The organism is Microbispora sp. H10670 (assembly GCF_014161385.1).
In the GTDB taxonomy this organism is placed as follows: domain Bacteria; phylum Actinomycetota; class Actinomycetes; order Streptosporangiales; family Streptosporangiaceae; genus Microbispora; species Microbispora triticiradicis.
Genome location: NZ_JABBWW010000031.1, coordinates 1 through 20,106, shown reverse-complemented (window position 1 = coordinate 20,106; position 20,106 = coordinate 1). Strand labels below are relative to the sequence as shown.

General features: G+C 72.7%; 17 protein-coding genes. 9 read left to right on the top strand and 8 right to left on the bottom strand.

The window, feature by feature from the left end; genetic code table 11:
• Positions 1-19 precede the first annotated feature (19 nt).
• From HHX33_RS30120 to HHX33_RS37520, 3 genes are all read right to left on the bottom strand, one after another.
• Positions 20-3,199 (bottom strand): ATP-binding protein, encoded by a 3,180-nt coding sequence (locus HHX33_RS30120; RefSeq protein WP_182877554.1) that lies wholly within the window; start codon positions 3,197-3,199, stop codon positions 20-22.
• A 31-nt stretch (positions 3,200-3,230) separates the two neighbouring features.
• Positions 3,231-4,424 (bottom strand): NAD(P)/FAD-dependent oxidoreductase, encoded by a 1,194-nt coding sequence (locus tag HHX33_RS30115; RefSeq protein ID WP_182877553.1) that lies wholly within the window; start codon positions 4,422-4,424, stop codon positions 3,231-3,233.
• A gap of 70 nt (positions 4,425-4,494) precedes the next feature.
• The gene (locus HHX33_RS37520; RefSeq protein ID WP_182877552.1) at positions 4,495-5,067 is read right to left on the bottom strand and encodes an OsmC family protein; all 573 of its coding nucleotides are present in this window, start codon (positions 5,065-5,067) and stop codon (positions 4,495-4,497) included.
• A 311-nt stretch (positions 5,068-5,378) separates the two neighbouring features.
• Here HHX33_RS37520 and HHX33_RS30105 point away from each other — a divergent pair, with 311 nt between their 5' ends.
• From HHX33_RS30105 to HHX33_RS30080, 6 genes are all read left to right on the top strand, one after another.
• On the top strand, positions 5,379-6,128 hold the full coding sequence (locus HHX33_RS30105; protein WP_182877551.1) for a GntR family transcriptional regulator: 750 nt from the start codon (positions 5,379-5,381) through the stop codon (positions 6,126-6,128).
• Positions 6,112-6,339: an indolepyruvate ferredoxin oxidoreductase subunit alpha gene (locus HHX33_RS30100; RefSeq protein WP_079312946.1), complete on the top strand. Its 228-nt coding sequence runs from the start codon at positions 6,112-6,114 to the stop codon at positions 6,337-6,339. The genes HHX33_RS30105 and HHX33_RS30100 overlap by 17 nt, the downstream gene beginning before the upstream one ends.
• 14 nt (positions 6,340-6,353) lie before the next feature.
• Positions 6,354-7,781, top strand: coding sequence for an ABC transporter substrate-binding protein (locus tag HHX33_RS30095; protein ID WP_182877550.1), 1,428 nt, complete (start codon positions 6,354-6,356; stop codon positions 7,779-7,781).
• A gap of 137 nt (positions 7,782-7,918) precedes the next feature.
• Entirely contained in the window at positions 7,919-8,968 is a 1,050-nt protein-coding gene (locus tag HHX33_RS30090) for an ABC transporter permease (protein ID WP_310741588.1), read from the top strand.
• Positions 8,965-9,708 (top strand): ABC transporter ATP-binding protein, encoded by a 744-nt coding sequence (locus tag HHX33_RS30085; protein ID WP_182877549.1) that lies wholly within the window; start codon positions 8,965-8,967, stop codon positions 9,706-9,708. The genes HHX33_RS30090 and HHX33_RS30085 overlap by 4 nt, the downstream gene beginning before the upstream one ends.
• The gene (locus HHX33_RS30080; protein WP_182877548.1) at positions 9,708-12,545 is read left to right on the top strand and encodes a fumarate reductase/succinate dehydrogenase flavoprotein subunit; all 2,838 of its coding nucleotides are present in this window, start codon (positions 9,708-9,710) and stop codon (positions 12,543-12,545) included. The genes HHX33_RS30085 and HHX33_RS30080 overlap by 1 nt, the downstream gene beginning before the upstream one ends.
• Positions 12,546-12,714: 169 nt before the next feature.
• Here HHX33_RS30080 and HHX33_RS30075 read toward each other — a convergent pair whose 3' ends face one another.
• Complete coding sequence (locus HHX33_RS30075; protein ID WP_396786016.1) at positions 12,715-13,149, bottom strand: rhodanese-like domain-containing protein; 435 nt, start codon at positions 13,147-13,149, stop codon at positions 12,715-12,717.
• On the bottom strand, positions 13,143-13,595 hold the full coding sequence (locus HHX33_RS30070; protein ID WP_182877547.1) for a cysteine dioxygenase: 453 nt from the start codon (positions 13,593-13,595) through the stop codon (positions 13,143-13,145). Before HHX33_RS30070 ends, HHX33_RS30075 begins: the two co-directional genes overlap by 7 nt.
• A 316-nt stretch (positions 13,596-13,911) precedes the next feature.
• Between HHX33_RS30070 and HHX33_RS30065 the strand changes: the two genes are divergently transcribed.
• Positions 13,912-14,475 (top strand): hemerythrin domain-containing protein, encoded by a 564-nt coding sequence (locus HHX33_RS30065; protein ID WP_182877546.1) that lies wholly within the window; start codon positions 13,912-13,914, stop codon positions 14,473-14,475.
• A 267-nt stretch (positions 14,476-14,742) separates the two neighbouring features.
• The gene (locus HHX33_RS30060) at positions 14,743-15,975 is read left to right on the top strand and encodes an RNA-guided endonuclease InsQ/TnpB family protein (RefSeq protein ID WP_182877545.1); all 1,233 of its coding nucleotides are present in this window, start codon (positions 14,743-14,745) and stop codon (positions 15,973-15,975) included.
• 43 nt (positions 15,976-16,018) lie between these two features.
• Here HHX33_RS30060 and HHX33_RS30055 read toward each other — a convergent pair whose 3' ends face one another.
• Positions 16,019-16,783, bottom strand: a complete 765-nt coding sequence (locus HHX33_RS30055; protein WP_182877544.1) for an SDR family oxidoreductase — start codon at positions 16,781-16,783, stop codon at positions 16,019-16,021.
• Positions 16,784-16,894: 111 nt separating this feature from the next.
• On the opposite strand from HHX33_RS30055, the gene HHX33_RS30050 reads away from it, so the two are divergent.
• A complete protein-coding gene (locus tag HHX33_RS30050) occupies positions 16,895-17,755 on the top strand; it encodes a helix-turn-helix transcriptional regulator (protein ID WP_182877543.1) in 861 nt (286 codons plus the stop codon).
• A gap of 231 nt (positions 17,756-17,986) precedes the next feature.
• Here HHX33_RS30050 and HHX33_RS30045 read toward each other — a convergent pair whose 3' ends face one another.
• Positions 17,987-18,460, bottom strand: a complete 474-nt coding sequence (locus HHX33_RS30045) for a TIGR00725 family protein (RefSeq protein ID WP_182877542.1) — start codon at positions 18,458-18,460, stop codon at positions 17,987-17,989.
• A 154-nt stretch (positions 18,461-18,614) separates the two neighbouring features.
• Positions 18,615-19,949, bottom strand: coding sequence for an ISL3 family transposase (locus HHX33_RS30040; RefSeq protein WP_182877541.1), 1,335 nt, complete (start codon positions 19,947-19,949; stop codon positions 18,615-18,617).
• Positions 19,950-20,106: the final 157 nt, after the last annotated feature.

Sequence of the window (20,106 nt, the reverse complement as noted above, 5' to 3'; positions counted from 1 at the left end):
CCGGCGACGCCGCACCACGCTAGGAGGAGGCCCTTCCCGGATCCTTCTCTCCGGTCGGCGACTCCTTCCGCGCCGCCTCCCACGCGGCGCCGCTCCGGCGGCAACGGGCGGCGTCCCGCGGGTGCCCGGCGTCGTCGAAGAGGTCGGCCGCCTGTGCCAGCAGGCGGGCCTCCGCCGGGTGGTCTCCCTCGGCCCGGGCGAGATGGGCCCGGGCCTCAAGGATCGCCGCCTGCCAGGAGGTGCCCTGCCACAGCTCGGCGGAGCGCTCGGCGGTGGCCAGATGGAACCGCGCGTCGCCGAGGTCCCCGGCGTCGGCGCAGGCGATCGCCGACGGCACGGCGAGCATCACATGGCAGAAGAAGCAGACGTCGCCGGCGCCGAGGGTGGCCCAGGCGCGGTCGACGACGGCCCGCGCCTCCCGCGGGCCGTCCGCGGCGACGATCATGGTGCCGAAGATGCGCTGCATGAGGTGCATCGCGAGGTTCGACCAGCGCGCCAGCGGCAGGGCGCGGTTGAGCAGGCGGCCCGCGGCCGCCCTGTCGCCGCGAGCCAGGCACAGTTCGGCCAGGCGTTGCAGTGAGTGCGACTCGCCGGCGAACGCGCCGATCTCCCGATGCAGGTCGACCGACTCGCGCAGTTCCCGCTCGGCCAGGTCGAGGTCGTCGCTCAGCAAAGCGGCCTCCCCGATCAGCGCGGTCGCGAACGCCACGGCCCGCATCGCGCCCGCCCGCGTCGCGGTCTCCCGCAGCGCCGCCGCCAGCTCGATCACCTCCCGGTACGGCGTCGGACCGTAGAGCAGGTACTCCGCCACACAGAGGTGGGAGTCGAAGATCGCGGTGGCCAGGGACGGCTCGTCGCGGGTCCGGCGCAGCTCCACGCGGAGCTGCTGGTACCACTCTCCCCGGTTGTGCGCGACCAGTCCCCGCAGTGTGACCAGGTCGAGGACCTGCCGGTCCATCTCGCCCGCCGTCACGAGGCCGCGCGCCTGCTCCGACACCGTACGCGCCAGCTCCAGGTCGCCCCGGAAGTAGGCGAGCTGACCCCGGGCGAGCAGGATCGTCGGGTCGGGCGGTCCGCCGCCGAGGTCCAGCTCGTCCAGCATCGTCCCGGCCGTCTCCAGATCGCCGGCCAGCACCAGCATCTGGGCCAGCCGGGCCCGGAGCGGCCTGCGCCGGGGCGGCGGGGCGGCCTCGATCGCCTCCCGGTAGGCCGCCGCCGCCGCGGCGTCGCCGACGGCGGCGAGCAGGTCGGCGCGCAGTGCGAGCGCACGCGGGCGGTCGGCCTCGCCGCACACGTGCCGGATCGAGTCGACCAGGGCCAGCGCCTCGCGGAACGCCCCCACCGCCGCCTCGGTCTGCGCGGCCCGGAGCACGTACGGCACGGCCGCCGCGGCGTCCCCCGCGGCGAGCAGGTGGTGACCGACCCGCGCCGGCGAGGCGTTCAGGGCGGCCAGCCGCTCGGCGCAGACCCGGTGCAGCCGGCGCTGCCGGTGGGGCGGGATGCCGGCGAGCAGCGCCTCGCGGATCAGGGGGTGCCGGAACCGGTAGCCGCTCGCGGTGCGCTCGGCGACCAGTGCCGCCAGCGCCGCGTCCAGGCAGTCGAACGCCTCGTCCTCGGTCGCGCCGGACAACGCGATGAACTCGTCGGTGTCGAACGCGGAGCCCGCGATCGCCACCCGTTCGAGCACGGCCCGCGCCCGCGGGTCGAGCAGGCCCAGCACGACCTCACCCGGGACGGCGCCGGGCGCGTCACCCTCGCCGGCCACCCGCGCGGCCTCGACGACGGCGAAGGGCAGCCCCCCGGAGAGGTGCCAGATCCGCTCGCCCGTCTCCGGGCCCAGCCCCGGCCGGGATGCCCGTGCCAGCGCCTCGGTCTCCTCCCGGCCGAGGGGGGTCAGGGGAAGCTCCACCGCCGCGCCCCGCGTCAGCAGGCTCGACCGCACCTGCTCGAACGTGTCCGTGAGCGGCTGCCTGCGGTGGCAGAGCAACAGGAGCACGCGCTCGCTGGCGCAGCTTCGCGCGAGGTAGTGCAGCAGGCGCAGGCCCGCCTCGTCCGCCTCGTGCGCGTCGTCGACGACCAGCAGGGCGCCGCTGCCCGCGGACGCGAGCCGCATCAGCTCCATGACCGCGACGTAGAGACGCTGGCCGCCGTCGCCGCTCCAGTCGAGGTCGCGGCCCGAAAGCGCCAGCTCGATGCTCTCCCGGCAGCGGTCGTCCAGGCCGTCCAGCAGGGTGGGGTGGCGCCGGCAGAGGTCCGCGACCGCTTCGAGCACCGGGGCGTACGGCCAGGCGCCCTCCACCCGCGACGCCGCGCCGGCGCCGGTGCGCCAGCCCATGCCCGCGACCCGGTCGAGCGCCCACCGGGCGAGGAAGGACTTGCCGATGCCCGGCGCGCCGGCCAGGAACACCGTGCGGCCCCGGCCTCGCCCGACCTCGGCGATCGTCTCCTCGAAGCGGCGGGTCTGCGCCTCGCGGCCCACCAGGACGGCGGGAGCGGCTGGCCCCGCCCGCCCGGCGGGATCGGCGGTCAGCGCCTCGCGCAGGGCGACCGCCTCCGCGCCCGGCGCGACGCCGAGCTCCCGGCCGAGGGCCCGGTCGAGCCGCTCGTACTGCCGCAGGGCGGCCCGGCGGTCGCCGCGCTCCGCGTGCCGCCGGATCAGCGCGAGATGCGCCTCCTCGTCGGCCGGGTCGAGCTCGACGAGCTCGTCCCACCGCTCAGCCTGCCGGAGCAGGCGCGCGTACAGCAGGCGCAGCCGGTCGCGGTGGGCCTGCGTCCATCGCTCGTACGGATCGTCGGGCAGCAGGGGACCGGCGTAGGCCTCCAGTGCGCCGGCGGCCGCAGCGGCTCCGCCGTCGGCGAGTGCGGCGGCGGCCAGCTCGGCGAAGCGGACCGCGTCGACGACCACGGGCACGTCGGGAAGCAGCCCGACGTTCGCGCCGCGCAGCACGACACCGCCGGTGGCGCCGAGGGCACGGCGGGCGTAGTGGGCGGCCTTGTGCAGCCGGGGCGCGGCCTGGCCAGGGGAGACTCCCGGCCAGAGCGCGTCGATCACCTCTTCGCGGTGCAGGCGGCGGCGCGGTGCCAGGGCGAGCAGCTTGACCAGATCCGCCGCCTGGCGGCGATGCCACGCCCCGGGCGGGAGCACGCTGCCGTCGACCTGGACGGCGAACCGTCCCAGCATGGTGATGTGCACCTGCATGTCCTGGCACCTCCGGACATGAAGGTACTCGTCAGCCGGCGCCGACGGCACTGATCATCTCCACCTCCGCGCTCATCGCCGAGTTGAGCTCCAGCAGGTGGCGGCGCACCTGGTTGAGGTCCCAGCCGTAGGCCGCGATCCGGTCCACCGCGTCGTACATCGGGCCGATGACGCGGTCCCGGTCGGCGGTGTACGCGCGGGACGGCGAACCCGGTCCGCCCGCCGCGACCTCCCGCGCCAGCCTTTCCGCGTCGCGCAACGCGTCGGTGAGGCCGTGGGAGCTCAGCGGGTCCAGGAAGGAGCCGGCGTCGCCGACCAGCGCCCACCCGGGTCCCTGGGCCTCGCGGACGAAACTCGGCCGCCCCACCCAGGTACGCAACCGGAGGGGTGGCCCGGCGGCGGCCAGCCTGCCGCCGGCGCCGTTCGTGGCGGCGGCGAGCATCCGGTGGTAGCGCCCACGCAACCCGTCACCCGTCCTGACGCCACCCGTTCCGCCGCCGGACGTCCCGGCGTGGCCCTGTTCCCCGGCGGTGGCCCGGAAGAGGGCGGCGGGCATCCCGGCGAAGACGCACACCTGGCCGTCGTTGGTCGGGATCATGCCCGCTGTGTGACCGGGCCGGTAGAACCACTCGTAACCACTCGTCTCCAGGCCGGTCCAGTAGCCGTACACGACGGCCCCGGCCCCGGTGCCCGTACGCAGCGTGCGGGCACCGGCGGCACGGGCGACGGTGGACTGCCGGCCGTCCGCGCCGACCGTGAGCCGGGCCCGGACGGACACGCGGATGCCCCGGCGGTCGTGGCCGGTCACTCCGGCGACCCGCCCCGAGTCCTCCCGGAGCAGGCCGGTGACGGTGACCCCGAACCGCACCTCGGCCCCGGCGGCCGCGGCCGCGTCCACCAGCAGCGCGTCGAGCAGGCTCCGCCGGGGCGCGTAGAGCGCCTCCACCCCCAGGCGGGGTTTGATGCTGACGGTGGCGGTCTCGTCGCCGTAGTGGAAACGGGTCCGCCGCACCGGCGGAGTGCCGGCGGCGACGATCCGGTCGAGCAGCCCCCACCGGGACAGCAGCAGCACGCCACCCCGCATCAGGGCGTGGGTGGACAGCGTGTCCGCGCCGTACCGGTCGCGGTCGGCCAGCAGCACCCGCAGCCCCTGCCGGGCCAGCAGCATCGCGGCCGCGGCCCCGCCCGCGCGGGCGCCGACGACGGCCACGTCGAATTTCTCCACGTCGTCTTCCCTCTCCTCTCACGGGCGCGCGTCGGTGCGTGACCCGGCCGGTCTCACCGCGGACCCGATCTCAGGCCGTGACCACGTCGATGTCCACACGCGTGCCGTTCGTCAGCACGTCGTAGACCGCCGACCGGGCCCGGGACTGCTCGACCAGCCCGCGCAGCACGTCGGCCGGCGCGTCGCCGGAGATCCGGAAGGTGACCCGGATGCCCTGGTAGCCGTTGCGCACCCGCTCCGACAGGCCGAGTACGCCGAGCAGGTCGATGTCGCCCTCGACTGTCGAGCTCACCTCGTGCAGCGTCACGCCGCGGGCGGCGGCGATGTTCGCCACGCCCGCGGTAATGCACGAGGCGATGGCGTGCAGCAGGAACTCCACCGGGGTGGGGGCGTTGCCCCCGCCGACCAGGACCGCCGGGTGGTCGGCGTCGTAGGTGAAGTCGTCGGTCCGGGTGCTGTCCTCCTGGCCGGCGCCGTAGAAGCCGCGGATGGCACTGCGGTTGTGCGTGCCGCTGATCCAGGTGTTGGTGGCCCGGAACCGGAACTTCGCCAGTTCCGGATCGCCCTTCACGGCGTTCAGCGTCGCGAAGAGCGCGGGGGTGTCGACGCCGTTGCGCGGTGCACGGGTCTGTGTGGTGCTCACGGTTCCTCCTCCGCCGCACGGTCCCGGCCGCCCGGCGGGCCGCCGGGCGAGGTCTACCGGTGACCGGCGACGGGAGGACAGTAGGAAGCCCGCCTTCCCGCATCCTTCCGCGAGCGGACCCGGACCTTCCCGGGCTCGATCTCCGGCTCGCGCCCGAGGCCGCCGTCGCCCGCCGAGGCGGCGGGGGAGGGGTGGCGGTTCTCGGCTGTCTTCGGGCGTACCGCCAGGTCAGCGGTGCATGGAGGCCGCCTGGGGTGGCGTAATCCGGCCGTTATCCATATATCCCTACCGGGAAGCTAGGCTTCTCTCCCATGGAGCTGGCGGATGCGAGACGGCGGCGGGCGGACCGGGCCCGCCAGGTGGCCGACCTGCTGCGGTGCGAGATCGTGCGCGGTGGTTTCGACGGCGGCCACCTGCCCCTGGAGGCCGCTCTCGCCCGGGAGTTCGGGGCCTCGCGCAACACCGTCAGGGACGCCCTTGACCTGCTCAGGGACGAGGGCCTCATCGCGCGGTGCCCGGGAGTGGGCACCACGGTCGCGGCGGAGAAGTACCCGCACGGCCTGTACCGGCTGCTCGGCCTGGCCGAGACGCTCCGGGAGCACGGCGAGGTGACGAACGAGGTCCGCGCCATGGGCCTCATCCCGCCTCCCGCCGCGGTCCGGCAACGGCTCGACCTGCCCGAGGGCGAGTCCGTCGTCTACATCGAGCGGCTGCGCAGACTCGACGGGCTGCCGCTCTCGCTCGACCTGACCTATCTCGTACGAGAGCTCGGCGAGCCGCTCTTCGACGCCGACCTCGTGCACAACGACGTGTTCGTGCTCCTGGAGCGGATCGCCGGGCGGCCGCTCGGCGCGGCGGAGCTCACGATCGAGGCCGTCAACGCCGACGCCCACACCGCCGCCGTCCTCGACGCGCCGCGCGGAGCGGCGCTGCTGATGGTCGAGCGCCTCACCCACCTCTCCGACGGCCGCCCCGTGGACCTGGAGTTCGTCCGGTTCCGCGGCGACCGTCTCACCATGCGTGGCCATCTCTGGAGGAACACCGATGACCCTGGTCAATAGCCGCGTCGACGTGCCCGTGACGATCGACGAGTCGCTGTGCATCGAGGGCTGCACGCTGTGCGTGGACGTCTGCCCGCTCGACTCACTCGCCATCCACGAGGTCAGCGGCAAGGCGTACATGCACGTGGACGAGTGCTGGTACTGCGGCCCCTGCGCCGACCGGTGCCCCGCCGACGCCGTCACGGTGAACATCCCCTACCTGCTGCGATAGAAGGACATCCCCCCATGCGCACAATCTTCGCCACCGTGGCGCTGCTGGCCGCGGCCGCCGGCGCCCTCTCCGGATGCTCCGTCTCCGCGGGCGCCGACGACGGCAGGGAGACCGTGGTCGTCGGATATCAGTCGAAGACCATCAACACGGTGACGGCCGGGACGCTGCTGCGCGGCCTCGGCTACTTCGAGAAGCGCCTCGGCGGCAGGTACCGGGTCGAGTGGCAGGACTACGACACCGGCGCCCCGATCACCGCCAAGATGGTGGCCGGGAAGATCGACATCGGGTCGATGGGCGACTACCCGCTCCTCATCAACGCCTCGCGCACCCAGGGCGTGTCCGCCGCCCGGACCCGGCTCGTGTCGGCGACCGGCTACAACCTGCGCGGCGGGCTCAACTCGGTGGTGGTCGCCCCGTCGTCGAAGGCGCGCACGCTGGCCGACCTGAAGGGCGGGAAGGTGTCGGCCAGCTCCGGGTCGGCGGGTCACGGCACGCTCGTCCAGGCGCTGGAGCGGGCCGGGCTCGACCCCGCCACCGACGTGGAGGTCGTGAACCAGCAGCCGCCGGTAGGCGCCTCCGCGCTGCAGTCGGGCAACGTGCAGGGATACGCCCAGTTCGTGGCGTGGCCGGGACTGCTCGTCTTCAAGAACCAGGCCCGGCTCGTGTACGACGGGTCGGCGCTCGACGTGCCGACGTTCCACGGCGTCGTGGTGCGGGAGGCGTACGCGAAGGAGCGGCCCGACGTGCTCCAGGCGTTCCTGCAGGCGCAGATCGACGCCACGAAGTACCTCCACGAGCACCCCGTCGAGGCCGCCGAGGCGGTCGCGAAGGCGACCGGGCTCCCGGCCGAGGTCGTCTACCTCTACAACGGGCGCGACGGCATCGCCACCTTCGACGTCACGCTGAAGTCCCGGCTCCTCGCCGCGCTGGACCACGACCAGAAGTACCTGAAGTCCATCGGCACCGACTTCAAGGGCGTCGACGTGGCGAAATTCGCCGACGACTCCTATGTCAGGAAGGCGTACGGCGCCTCCTACGACGCCGACGCCGCGGGCACCGTCAACGCGGCGCGCATCACCGGGACCGACGCCGCCTGCGGCACCCCGGCCGGTGACCCCGCGAAGGCGGGCGAGCTGTGGCTGACGGGGGAGGACACGCTCCGTCCCGCGGCCACGCCGACCTGCCTGCTGCGGCAGATCGCCGCCGCCACCTCGGGCGGCGGGTCCGTACGGGCGGCGTACGTGCCCGACGCGGCCACGGGCACACACTGGTTCGCGGACCGGTCCGTGTGGGTGCGCGATCCCGCCGCGGACGAGAACGAGAGGTTCAAGCCCTTCACCACCCGCGACGGCGCGGAGGCGTTCGTGAAGGAGCACCCCCGGGCGGCGGTCGTCGGCTACGACGAGGCGCTGAAGGCCGCGGCGGGAGGTGCGTCGCGGTGAGCACCCCGGCGCTGGACACGTCCCCGGCCTCGGAGTCCCCGGTCTCGAAGTCCTCTGGCTCACGGTCCCCTGGCTCGGAGCCCTTAACCTCGGGCTCCCCGGCGTCGGGGTCCCCGGCTTCCGGTGCCGTCCCGGCGGTGCGTCCGGGACGGCGCGTACGCGGCCGGGCGACGGCGGCCGGGCTGCGCAGATGGGCGGTGCGGCTGGGATCCCTGGTGGTCGTCGTCGCGCTGTGGCAGTGGCTGACGACCGCCGACGTCCGCGCCGGGCTGCGGTTCGACCGGCTGCCCTCGCCCGTCGAGGTCGCGACGGAGTTCAGCCGGCAACTCGCCGGTGGGCTCTACTACCTCGACCTGGCCCAGAGCATGATCCGCATCCTCACCGGGTTCGCGCTGGCGTCGGTGGCCGGCATCGCCCTGGGCGTGCTGGTCGCGCGGTCCCGGTGGGCGGCCGACGTGCTGCTGCCGCCCGTCGAGGTCGTCCGGCCGATCCCGGCGATCGCCCTCGTCCCGATCGCGATCCTGGTGTTCCCCACCGACGAGCAGGGCATCGTGTTCATCACGTTCGCCGCGGCGTTCTTCCCGATCATGGTGAGCACCCGGCACGCCGTACGGGCGCTGCCCACGCTGTGGGAGGACGCGGTCCGCACCATGGGCGGCGGACGTGCGCACGTGCTGTGGCACGTCGTGCTCCCCGGCACGCTGCCGGGCGTCTTCGGCGGGCTGTCGGTCGGCATGGGCGTCGCCTGGATCTGCGTGATCTCCGCCGAGATGATCTCCGGCGAGTTCGGCGTCGGCTACCGGACGTGGCACGCGTACACGGTGGTCGACTACCCGGCGGTGCTCGTCGGCATGGCGTCGATCGGGGTGCTCGGGTGGCTCACCTCCGCCTCGATCGAACTGCTCGGCCGGCGCCTCACCCGATGGCTGCCCCGTGCCGAACAGAGGGCCGAACAGAGGGCCGAACAGAGGGCCGAAGAGAAGGCCGCAGAGAAGGCGGAGGAGAGGACCGACGTGCGGGCCGGAGACCGGGAAACCCATGAGCGGGCGACCTTCGAACAGGCGGCCGGCGGGCGGGCGCCCGGTGAGCGGCCGGCCTTCGAGCGGGCCGTCGGCGAGGGGGCCGTCAGCGAGCGAGAGGCCGGAGGGCGGGAAGCCGGCCAGAGTGTCGAGGAGGCCGCCCGATGAGTGCCACGGTCACGCCCGCTCTGGAGACGGGGCTCGCCATCCGGCTGGAGGGCGTGTCCCTCGGCTACGGGCGGCACGCCGTTCTGGAGGATCTCCACCTCGACGTGGCCCCCGGCGAGGTCCTGGTGATCGTCGGGCCGTCCGGTTCGGGCAAGTCCACGATCCTGCGGGCCGTCGCCGGGCTGCTGACCCCGCGCGCCGGCCGGGTCCTGGCCCAGGGCGTCCCGGTCACCGGGCCGTCGCCCGACCGCGCGATGGTCTTCCAGGACGACGCGCTGCTGCCCTGGCGCACGGTCCGGCGCAACGTGGAACTGCCGCTGCGCATCCGCGGCGTGCCGAGGCGGGAGCGCGGACCCGCCGCCGAGAGCTGGATCGCCCGGGTCGGCCTCGCCGGCTGGGAGGACCGGCTGCCCCGGGAGCTGTCCGGCGGCATGCGGCAGCGCGTGCAGCTCGCCAGGTCCCTGGCCGCCGCGCCGCGCGCCGTGCTCATGGACGAGCCCTTCGGCGCGCTGGACGCGCAGACCCGGGGCGAGATGCAGCGCCTGCTGCTGGACGTGCTCCGCGACACGGCCGCCACGGTCGTCTTCGTCACCCACGACGTGGACGAGGCCCTGCTGCTCGCCGACCGGGTCGTCGTGCTCGGGCGCGGCGGCATCGGACGCGTCCTGCCCGTGCCCGGCCCGCGCACCCCTGAGACCGACCGTGCCGGGCTGCGCGCCCGGATCATCGAGGAGCTGTGATGGACATCCCTTCCCCGGCAGACCGCCTGCATCTGGAATGCCAGGTTCTGGTGGTGGGCGGCGGCACCGCGGGGACCATGGCCGCGATCACCGCCGCCGAGCGCGGCGCCGACGTGATCCTGCTGGAAAAGGCGCACGTACGGCACAGCGGCGCGCTGGCGATGGGCATGGACGGCGTGAACAACGCGGTCATCCCCGGCAAGGCCACCCCCGAGGACTACGTCGCAGAGATCACCAGGGCCAACGACGGGGTGGTCAACCAGCGCACCGTCCACCAGACGGCGACGCGCGGCTACGACATGGTGCGGCGGCTGGAGCGCTACGGCGTGAAGTTCGAGAAGAACGAGCACGGCGACTACGCGGTGCGCCGGGTCCACCGGTCGGGCAGCTACGTCCTGCCCATGCCGGAGGGCAAGGACGTCAAGAAGGTCCTCTACCGGGTGCTGCGCCGTCGCGACATCCGCGAGAAGGTACGCATCGAAAACCGGGTGATGCCGGTCCGCGTGCTCACGAGCGAGGGCCGCGCCGTCGGCGTGGCCGGGTTCGACACCCGCTCCGGCCGGTTCGTCACGGTCTCCGCCGGAGCCGTGATCCTCGCGACCGGCGCGTGCGGGCGGCTCGGCCTGCCCGCCAGCGGCTACCTGTACGGCACGTACGAGAACCCGACCAACGCCGGGGACGGGTACGCCATGGCCTACCACGCGGGCGCCGAGCTCAGCGGCATCGAGTGCTTCCAGATCAACCCGCTGATCAAGGACTACAACGGCCCGGCCTGCGCCTACGTGGCCAACCCGTTCGGGGGATACCAGGTCAACGCCGAGGGGGAGCGGTTCGTCGACTGCGACTACTGGTCGGGCCAGATGATGGCCGAGGTGGCCGGGGAGATCGCCTCGGCGCGCGGCCCGATCTACCTCAAGACCACCCACCTGCCGGACGAGACGCTCACCGCGCTGGAGAACATCCTGCACACCACCGAGCGGCCCACCAGGGGCACCTTCCACGCCGGGCGCGGGCACGACTACCGCACCCACGACGTGGAGATGCACATCTCCGAGATCGGCCTCTGCGGCGGGCACTCGGCCTCGGGCGTGTGGGTGGACGAGAACGGCGCGACCACCGTCCCGGGCCTGTACGCCGCGGGCGACCTGGCCTGCGTGCCGCACAACTACATGATCGGCGCGTTCGTCTTCGGGGACCTCGCCGGGGCGCACGCCGCCGAGCACCACCGTACGGCCGGCGGCCTGCCGGAGGACCAGATCACCGCCGCGCACGAACTGATCTACCGCCCGCTGCGCAACCCCGACGGCCCGCCGCAGCCGCAGGTCGAGTACAAACTGCGGAGGTTCGTCAACGACTACGTCGCCCCGCCGAAGACCGGCAGGAAGCTCGGCCTCGCGCTGGAGACGTTCGAGCGGATGCGCGACGAGATCGCGGCCATGGGCGCGCGGACCCCGCACGAGCTGATGCGGTGCGCGGAGGTGACGTTCATCAGGGACTGCGCCGAGATGGCCGCCCGGTCCTCGCTGGTCCGCACCGAGAGCAGGTGGGGTCTCTACCACGACCGCGCCGACCTGCCCGAGCGGAACGACGACGAGTGGCTCTACCACCTCAACCTGCGCAGGAACGCCGCCGGGGCGATGGAGTTCGTCAAGCGCCCGGTCGAGCCGTACCTCGTGCCGGTCGAGGGCTTCACGCCCCGCCCGGCCGAGCCGGTCGTCGTCGGCGCGTACGGCGCGCCCCGTTCGGTGCGGCGCGGCGGGGGCGGACGGCTCGCGGTGGAGGCGATCGGGCGCTCGCCCCGCATCCTCGAACTGCTGCGGCTCGCCGACGGCGAGCCCACGCTCGACCAGATCACCCCCTACCTGGCGGAAGCGGACCCGAAGGTCCGCAGGGCTGCCGTCGCGACGCTGACCGAGACCACGCCCCCAGGCGTGGAGACCGCGCTGGCCCAAGCCCTCGCCGACCAGCACGGCACCGTACGGCGGGCCGCCGCCACCGGCCTGCGGGAACTCGTCGAGGTGCTGCCCGCGACCCCCGCCTTCGGCGCCTCCCTCCGCGCGGTGGCCGGTTACGGGGCGAGTCCCGAGGGAGCGGGCCCTGTGGGAGTGAGTCACAGCGGGGTGGGGGAGACGGCGGGCGGGGCCGGCGCGGCAGCCGGGGACCCGATCGTCCGCGCGGCCGTCCTGGACGTCCTGCGGGCGCTGCGCCTAGGCGACGCCGGCGTGTTCGGGGCGGCGCTCGCCGACCCCGACTCCCGGGTGCGGATCGAGGCGGTCAGGGGCCTGGTCTCGCTCGACGACGCCGGGCGGGTGGCGCTCGCCGCCGGGGACGAGGACCGCGAGGTGCGCGTCTGGGCGGCCAGAGGGCTCGGGACCATCGGCCTGCCCGGCGGCGCCCCGGCCGTCGTACGGCTCGCCGCCGACCCCGATCCGCTCGTGCGGGCGGCCGCGCTGGAGGCGTCCGCCGGGCTCGGCCCGGCTCTCTACCGAGAGCCCGGAGCCGGCTTCGACACCGGCTCCGGCTCTGGCTTCGGCGAGACGGCCGTACGGGCTCTGGCGGATCCGGCCTGGGAGGTGAGAGTTGGCGCGGCCCGCGGGCTGGCGGCCGCCGATCCCGGCATGGCCGCGGGACCGTTGGTGGCGGCGCTCGCCGACCCGCACCTCGACGTGCGCAAGGCCGCGGTCCTCTCGCTGTCCGCCTGGGCGGCGCGGCGGGACGTGGCCGCGGCCCTGCGCGGGGCGCTCGGCGACTCCGACGCCGACGTCCGCGCGTACGCCCGCAGAGCGCTGGAGACCACCGCCCCGGCCGGCGCGGCCGGGGTTCCGGCGGGGGTCTGATCCACCGCCGCCGGGGGGCGAGGCCGGCCCGGCCCGGAGGCGTCGGCTCCCCGGCGGCGGCTCAGGAGCGCGCTTCAGGAGCGCGGTTCGGGAGCGCGGCGTTATCGGGATCGCGGTTCAGGAGCCTGGCGGTTCCGGGAGAGCGGTTCGGGAGCGCGGCGGCTCGCTGTCAGGAGGGCGGGTGCCCTCCGCCGGTGGCGGGCAGTCCCGCCGCCCGCCAGGCCACGAATCCGCCGACGACGTCGGTGGAGCGGGTCAGCCCGAGGTCGTGGAGCGACGCGGCGGCCAGGCTCGACGTGTAGCCCTCGGAACAGATCACGATGACCTCCACGTCGTATCCGGTCGCCTCCGGCAGCCGGGCGTCCTGGGCGGGGTCGAAGCGCCACTCCAGGACGTTGCGTTCGACGATCAGCGCGCCGGGCACCTCGCCCTCCGCCGCGCGCTGGGCCGCGGGGCGGATGTCGACGAGCAGGGCGCCCTCCCGGACCCTGCCGTACGCCTCCTGGGGGGTGAGCCTCCGCAGGCGGCGCCGGCTGTCGGCGAGGATCTCGTCGATGCTCCGGGCGCCCGGAGGGCGGACCGGCGCCGCCGCGCCCGTCACCACTGCTCCGCACCTTCCTCGGCGACCTTGGTCAGCCGGCCGTCGGTGAGGTCGTAGCGGCTCATGGTGGACAGCGGGGGCGAGTAGACGTGCACGCTGACCGCGGGAGCGGTCGAGACGTTGCGCACCTCGTGCACGTAGTCGGGCCCGAACTCGCGCGCGTCACCGGCGTGGAGATCCCGTTCGACGGTCACGTCGTGTTCGCGCAGGCTGCCGAGGGCGACGGCGAAGGCCCCCCGCGAGCCGCCGTGGTCGTGGAACCCGGTCGACTGACCGGGCAGCCAGCTGATCAGCCAGATCTCGTGGTCGTCGTCGCCGTGCAGCCGCTCGTACCAGCGGCCGTCGGTGCTGAGCCGTACGCGCTGGATCCATTCGTCAGGGGAGGTGGCCAGCGCGTGGGCGATGCCGGCCAGCCGGGTGCGGGTGAGGGTGGGTGCGTTCGCGGTCATTCCATGCTCCTGGTCGTGCGGTTCCGATACCTCTGCTCACGCGGGTGCGGACGCCGTACAGAGAGCACTCGCCTGCCTGCGGAGATCTACGGGCAGGTTCGACCAGTGGAGAGGCTCCAGGTGCATGGGCCAAGGATGCGGGAGAAATACCTACTAAGTCAACCTGAAAATTGGGGTATAGGGGTGCGGCGGCTCCCGGCGGGCCGGCAGGCATAGGGGAGCGGGAAAGGGGCAGGTGGGCCCAGGTTGCCGAAGTGAGGCCCCGGAACGAAGCCCCGAAGCGAGTCACAGCTTCCCGAAGCGAAAGGTGACGGCGTTGACCACTACCGAAGACCGCGATGTCATCGACCTGCTGCTGGCGCAGCACGCGCAGATCAAGGGCCTGTTCGCCGGGATCGTCGTGGCGGACGGCGATCGCAAGGGCGACCTGTTCAACGACCTCGTGCGGCTGCTGGCCGTACACGAGAGCGCGGAGGAGCAGGTCGTGCACCCCGCAGCGCGCTCGTCGGCGGGCGACGAGGTCGTCGAGGCCCGTCTGCACGAGGAGAGCGAGGCCAAGCACGCCCTCTCCGACCTGTATGACCTCGGCGTGGAGCATCCCGAGTTCGACGCCAGGCTCGCCATGCTGGAGAAGGCGGTCGTCGAGCACGCCACCCACGAGGAGCAGGAGGAGTTCCCCCGCCTGCGCCAGGAGCTCTCCGCGGAGCGGCTGCGCCGGATGGCCGGCGCCGTACGGGCGGCCGAGGCGATCGCGCCGACCCGCCCGCACCCGGGCGCCGGGGAGTCCGCGACCGTGAACATTCTGGCCGGCCCGCCGGTGGCGGTGTTCGACAAGATCCGCGACGCGGTGCGCGACTGGCGGCAGTCGAACAAGGACTGACCTCTCCGCCGGGGCGGGCCGCCGGCCCCGGCGTCGCCGGCTGCCGGATTCGTCCGTAGTGCTTCGGCCTTCAGGCCGGGGGTGAAGCGGACCCGCCCGTGTAGCGGGGCAAGGAAAGCCGATTCGTCGCCAAGGCGGATCGGCGTCCAAGCAGCGTCACGCCCGGTGGTCACGAAAAACCAAGTGGGCCTGCAGGACGAGAATGCGATTTCCGCCGACTCTGGTGTCTCTCTGTAATCAGTCATGAACCTTCGGTAGCATATTGGTGTGCAGCTCAGGTACAACTTCCGCCTCCACCCAACGCCGGGTCAGCGTGCCGCGCTGGCACGGGCGTTCGGGTGCGCGCGGGTCGTGTTCAACGACGGGCTGCGGGCACGGCAGGACGCCCGGGAGCACGGCTTGCCGTACATCTGCGACGGGGAGTTGTCCACGCGGGTCATCACCGACGCGAAGAAGACCCCCGAGCGTTCCTGGCTGGGCGAGGTGTCCGCCGTGGTGTTACAGCAGGCGCTCGCCGACCTGAACAAGGCGTACCGGAACTTCTTCGACTCGATCACCGGCAAGCGGAAGGGGCCGAAGGTCGCCCCGCCCCGGTTCCGGTCCAAGAGGGACAACCGGCAGGCGATCCGCTTCACCAAGAACGCCCGGTTCTCCATCACCGCGGGCGGGAGGCTTCGCCTGCCGAAGATCGGAGACGTTCGGGTCCGCTGGTCCCGCACCCTGCCCGCCGGACCCTCATCGGTGACGGTGGTCAAGGACGCGGCCGGGCGGTACTTCGCCTCGTTCGTCGTCGACGTCGCCGAACAACCCCTGCCTCCGGTAGGGCCGGAGGCGGGGATCGACCTCGGACTGACCGCCTTCGCGGTTCTTTCTGACGGGCGGAAGATCGACGCCCCGCGTTTCCTGCGCCGGGCCGAGAAGAAACTCACACGCCTCCAGCGGGCGCTGTCCCGCAAGGCGAAGAGGTCGAACAACCGGGCCAAAGCCCGGCAGAAGGTCGCCCGCCGGCACGCGCAGGTCGCCGACGCGCGCCGCGAGTTCCACCACCAGCTCTCCACCCGGATAGTTCGCGACAACCAAGCGATCTACGTGGAAGACCTGGCGGTCAAGGGGCTGGCACGCACGAGGCTGTCCAAGAGCGTGCACGACGCGGGCTGGTCGTCCTTCGTCGGCATGCTGGAGTACAAGGCTGCCTTGTACGGGCGGGCCTTCCATCGAGTCGACCGGTGGTTCCCCTCCTCGAAACGGTGTTCTGCGTGCGGGGTGGTCGCCGGGTCGATGCCGCTGAACGTCCGGTCGTGGCGGTGCCCCTGCGGGGCGGCCCATGACCGGGACGTCAACGCCGCGAAGAACATCCTCACCGCCGGACGGGCGGAGAGGTTAAACGCCTCCCACACGCGTGGGCGGGACGGCACACGCCGTCCCGGTGGAGGGCAGGTAAGACCACCCCACCAGGTGGCACAGCCCGGCGAAGCAGGAAGCCTCAGAGGTGCCGCATAACGCGGCACGGACTGAATCCCCGGCCTTCAGGCCGGGGAGCGCGTCAATTGCCGTGCGGGTCGGACGCGTTGAGCCTCGTCACAACCTGGTCGTAGTCGCCGCGCGCCTCGCCGTAACGCAGGAACTTCACCCGCTCGACCTGGATCTCCTTCGCGTCGGGCTGCGTCTCGAACAGCTCGAGGACCTCCGCCACGAACTCGTCGAGCGGCATCGCCGCCTCGCTGTCCTCCTGGCCCGGCAGCAGCGAGGTGCGGACGGACGGCGGTTCGAGTTCGACGACCTTCACGCTCGTGTCGGCGAGCTGCAGCCGGATCGACTCGCTGAGCATGTGGACGGCGGCCTTCGACGCGTTGTAACTCGGGGTGACCTTGAGCGGCGCGAACGCCAGGCCCGAGGAGACGGTCACGATGGTGGCGTCCGGCTGCGCCCGCAGGTGCTCGACGAACGCGGCGATCAGGCGGATCGTGCCGAGCAGGTTGGTCGTGATGACCGACTCGGCGGAGGCGAGGAACGACTCGGGCCGGTGCCAGTCCTCGACGCGCATGATCCCGGCCATCGTGACGAGCACGTTGAGATCCGGATACCTCGCCAGCACGTCCTTCGCGGCGGCCTCGATGCTCCCGGCGTCGGCGGTGTCGATCTGTACGGTGCCGAGGCCGGGATGCTCGGCGGCGATGCGCTCCAGCAGGTCGGCCCGCCGTCCACCGACGATGACCGTGTTCCCCCTGTCGTGCAGCGCGACGGCGAGTGCGAGTCCGATGCCGCTGGTGGAGCCGGGGATGAATATGGTGTTTCCCGAGATGTTCATGCTCACATTCTCGGCGCCGGGCCGTGGCGGGTGCAGAGAGCGCTTATCGGGGGATCGGCGATCCCTGGCAGGCGGTCACCGGCTCGCGGACGCCGGGCGGATACTGGGCGCATGGACCGCGCCGGACTCGCCGACTTCCTCCGCCGACGCCGTGAGGCCCTGCGTCCGGAGGACGTGGGGCTCGCCGCCGGCGCCCGCCGCCGTACGCCCGGACTGCGGCGTGAGGAGGTCGCGGCGCTCGCCGCGATGTCCAACGACTACTACACACGGCTTGAGCAGCAGCGCGGACCGCAGCCCAGCGAGCAGATGCTCGCCTCGCTCGCCCGGGCGCTGCGGCTGACGGGCGACGAGCGCGACTACCTCTTCCGGATCGCGGGGCACAACGCCCCGGCGAGGGCCTCCGCCGCGACGCACGTCGTCCCCGCGCTGCTGCGGGTGCTCGACCGCCTCAGCGACACCCCGGCGCTCATCCTGTCCAACCTGGGCGAGACGCTGGTGCAGAACCGGATGGCCGACGCGCTGTTCGGCGACAGGTCCGGCTACACGGGCCTCGCCCGCAGTGAGGTCTACCGGTGGTTCACCGATCCGTCGGAGCGGCTGCGCTATCCCGAGGACGACCGCGACCGGCACAGCCGGGCCCAGGTGGCGAACCTGCGTGTCGCGTACGGGTCGATGGGGGAGCAGTCCCGGGCAGGTGAGCTGGTACGGGCCCTGCGCAAGGCGAGCGCCGAGTTCGCGGAGCTGTGGGACCGGCACGAGGTCGCCAAGCGCTTCGAGGACCACAAGACGCTCATCCATCCCGAGCTCGGCCCGATCGAGCTGGACTGCCAGGTGCTGTTCACCGAGGATCAGTCCCAGGCGCTGCTCGTGCTCACCGCCCCTCCGCGTACCGAGGGTTACGAGAAGCTGCGGCTGCTCGCCGTACTGGGACAGGAACGCTTCACCGAGCCGTCGCCATACGAACTGTCTTAAGTCGCCCGCTCCATCGGGCTGGGGCGCCTGATCTTGTCCTGCGCATCCTGCAGAAGGCCGGGTAGTTGGCGGCCTTCGCTTGGTGTGGTTCCTGCTCACCCGGCCACATCGAGCGGGCGAGTCATCGGGGCCGGCTCTTTTTCGTGACGTGCGGTCGCTGCCGGGATCAGTCCCTCGGCCGCTTCGAGCAGCCGCCGTGCGGAGAAGGCTGCGCCCGTCTCGGCATGACCGTCATAGCCAGAGGCCCGTCAGTTCCAGCGCATGCTCGGGCGAGGTGGCATGCCGTACGCCTGGGACGGGATCGCCATGCTGGTCCAGGAGTCGCCACCCTCCGAGCTGGACAACGGGGGCCCGGCCGTGCCGCATGGCGAGGGCTAGCTCTGAGAGGGTGCCCCAGGAACCGCCGATCACGATCACCGCGTCCCCCGAGTTGACGATGATGTTGTTGCGCGCCTCGCCGGCCCCGGTGGGGATCACGATGCTCAGGTCGGGGTTGGCGTGCTCACGGTCCGGACGGGACAGGATGCCGACGACGGTCCCGCCGGCGGAGCGCGCTCCCGCCGCCACCGCGGCCATCACTCCCGTGTAGCCGCCGCAGATCACCACCGCACCGCGCTCGGCCAGAAGCCGGCCGATCTCCTGTGCGTTGCGCTCGTCCTCGGCCGTGCAGTCGCGGGGCCCGCACACCGCTACTTGAATCGCCACTCCGCGAGCATGTCATTCGATCCGAGCCAGTGGCCAGGGATACCGGAGCGATTGCCAGGTGGGCAACGAAGAGCATCGTCTGCCCGCGTAGATCACGGATGATGGGAATTGGCTCGGTGAGCGCCAGTTGCCGGCCGATACGGGCTCTTCGAAATTAAGCGGGGTTGAGGAATCCGCGGCTTCGCCGGGTGGTGGCGCAGCGGGTGCGTAGGCGCTGGTTCTCGGGGTTGCGGAAGCCGTACGCGTCACGGGCGACGGTCTTGATCACGCGGTTGGTGCCCTCAGAGCCCGCGTTGGTGATGCCGGTGCGGATGAACGCGAGGATCTCGGGCCACCAGGTCTCGACCGTGCTCGCCAGGCGTTCGAGTTCGGGTAGGCCGGAGGCGGCGCACCAGGTGTAGAAGCGGAACAGCCGGTCAGCGACGACGGTGCGATCGGGGTGGGTGCGCGCCAAGGCGAGCAGGTCGAGCAGGTCTTCCTTGGCGTTCCACGCGGCCAGGATCGGCACCCCGATCCGCCTCGGCAGCGCCATCAGGTCATCAACCATCGGATCGAGCTGCGAGCCGTGCATCCGGGCGGCCGAGCGGGTCAGCCGGTTACGCAGTTCCCATTCGCGGTTGCCCTTGCGCCCCCGCCGGCCCCGCACCTGAACGGTGACGCGGCGGCGGACCTCGGTGACGGCCGCGTTGGCCAGCTGGACGATGTGGAAGTGGTCGACCACCAGCCTGGCCTGCGGTAACGCCGCCCAGACCGCGGACTTGAAGATGGTGCACATGTCGATCGCGACGAAGGCCACCCCATCACGCCAGGCCTGGCTGCGCCCGCTGAGCCAGCCGGTGACAGCAGTGCTGGTGCGGCCTTCGACCTGGCCGAGCAGCCCTTGGCCGCTGGACAGATCGACGAAGCCGACATGCCATCGGTCCACGACGGTCTGCCAGCTACCGGCGGTCTCATCCCAGGTCCAGCGGGGCCGGCCACGGCGGATCTCATCGATCCCCAGCACCGTGACGGGGGCGGGCTGATCCGGCAGCACCCGGGCGGCGTGTGCGACGAACGCGGCACATACGACCGGCCAGGACACCCCGTGATCGCGCGCGGCCTGAACGATCGTCGCTCCGCCGTCACCGACCGCCGCCCCGGCCGCCTTACGTAACCGCACCGTCAGCCGGGCCCGGGCCGGGACCTGAGCGACATGCTCGGTGAACGTCCCTCGCGGGCAGGCCTGCTCGTCGCAGTACCAGCGGCGTTTACGCCAGCGCAGCTCACAGCGTCGTCCGGCGACCGGCAGGTCACGCGGCCGGGTGGTCACCCACTCCTTGACCCGGGCCGCGAACACCCCACATTCGGGGCAGGCCCGGGCGCCCTCATCGGCGGTGACCAGATGCACGATCGGCCCCTGCCCGCCGTCATCCCCGTCCTGACCTGCTGCGACGACGTCGACGACGGCCAGGCCCTCCAGACCCAGCAGCCGGGTCGTATCGTTGACCATGCTCGCGGCTCTTCTGCTGTGATTTTTTGCCTAGAAGATCACTGAAAATCTTGCGTTCTGGCCTCGCTTGGGACAGCACGGGGCCAGACTTCGTCGGCATGCAGGGTGAGTGGACCGGGGAGCCGGTCGGACCGGATGTGTGGGTGACCTGCCGGGA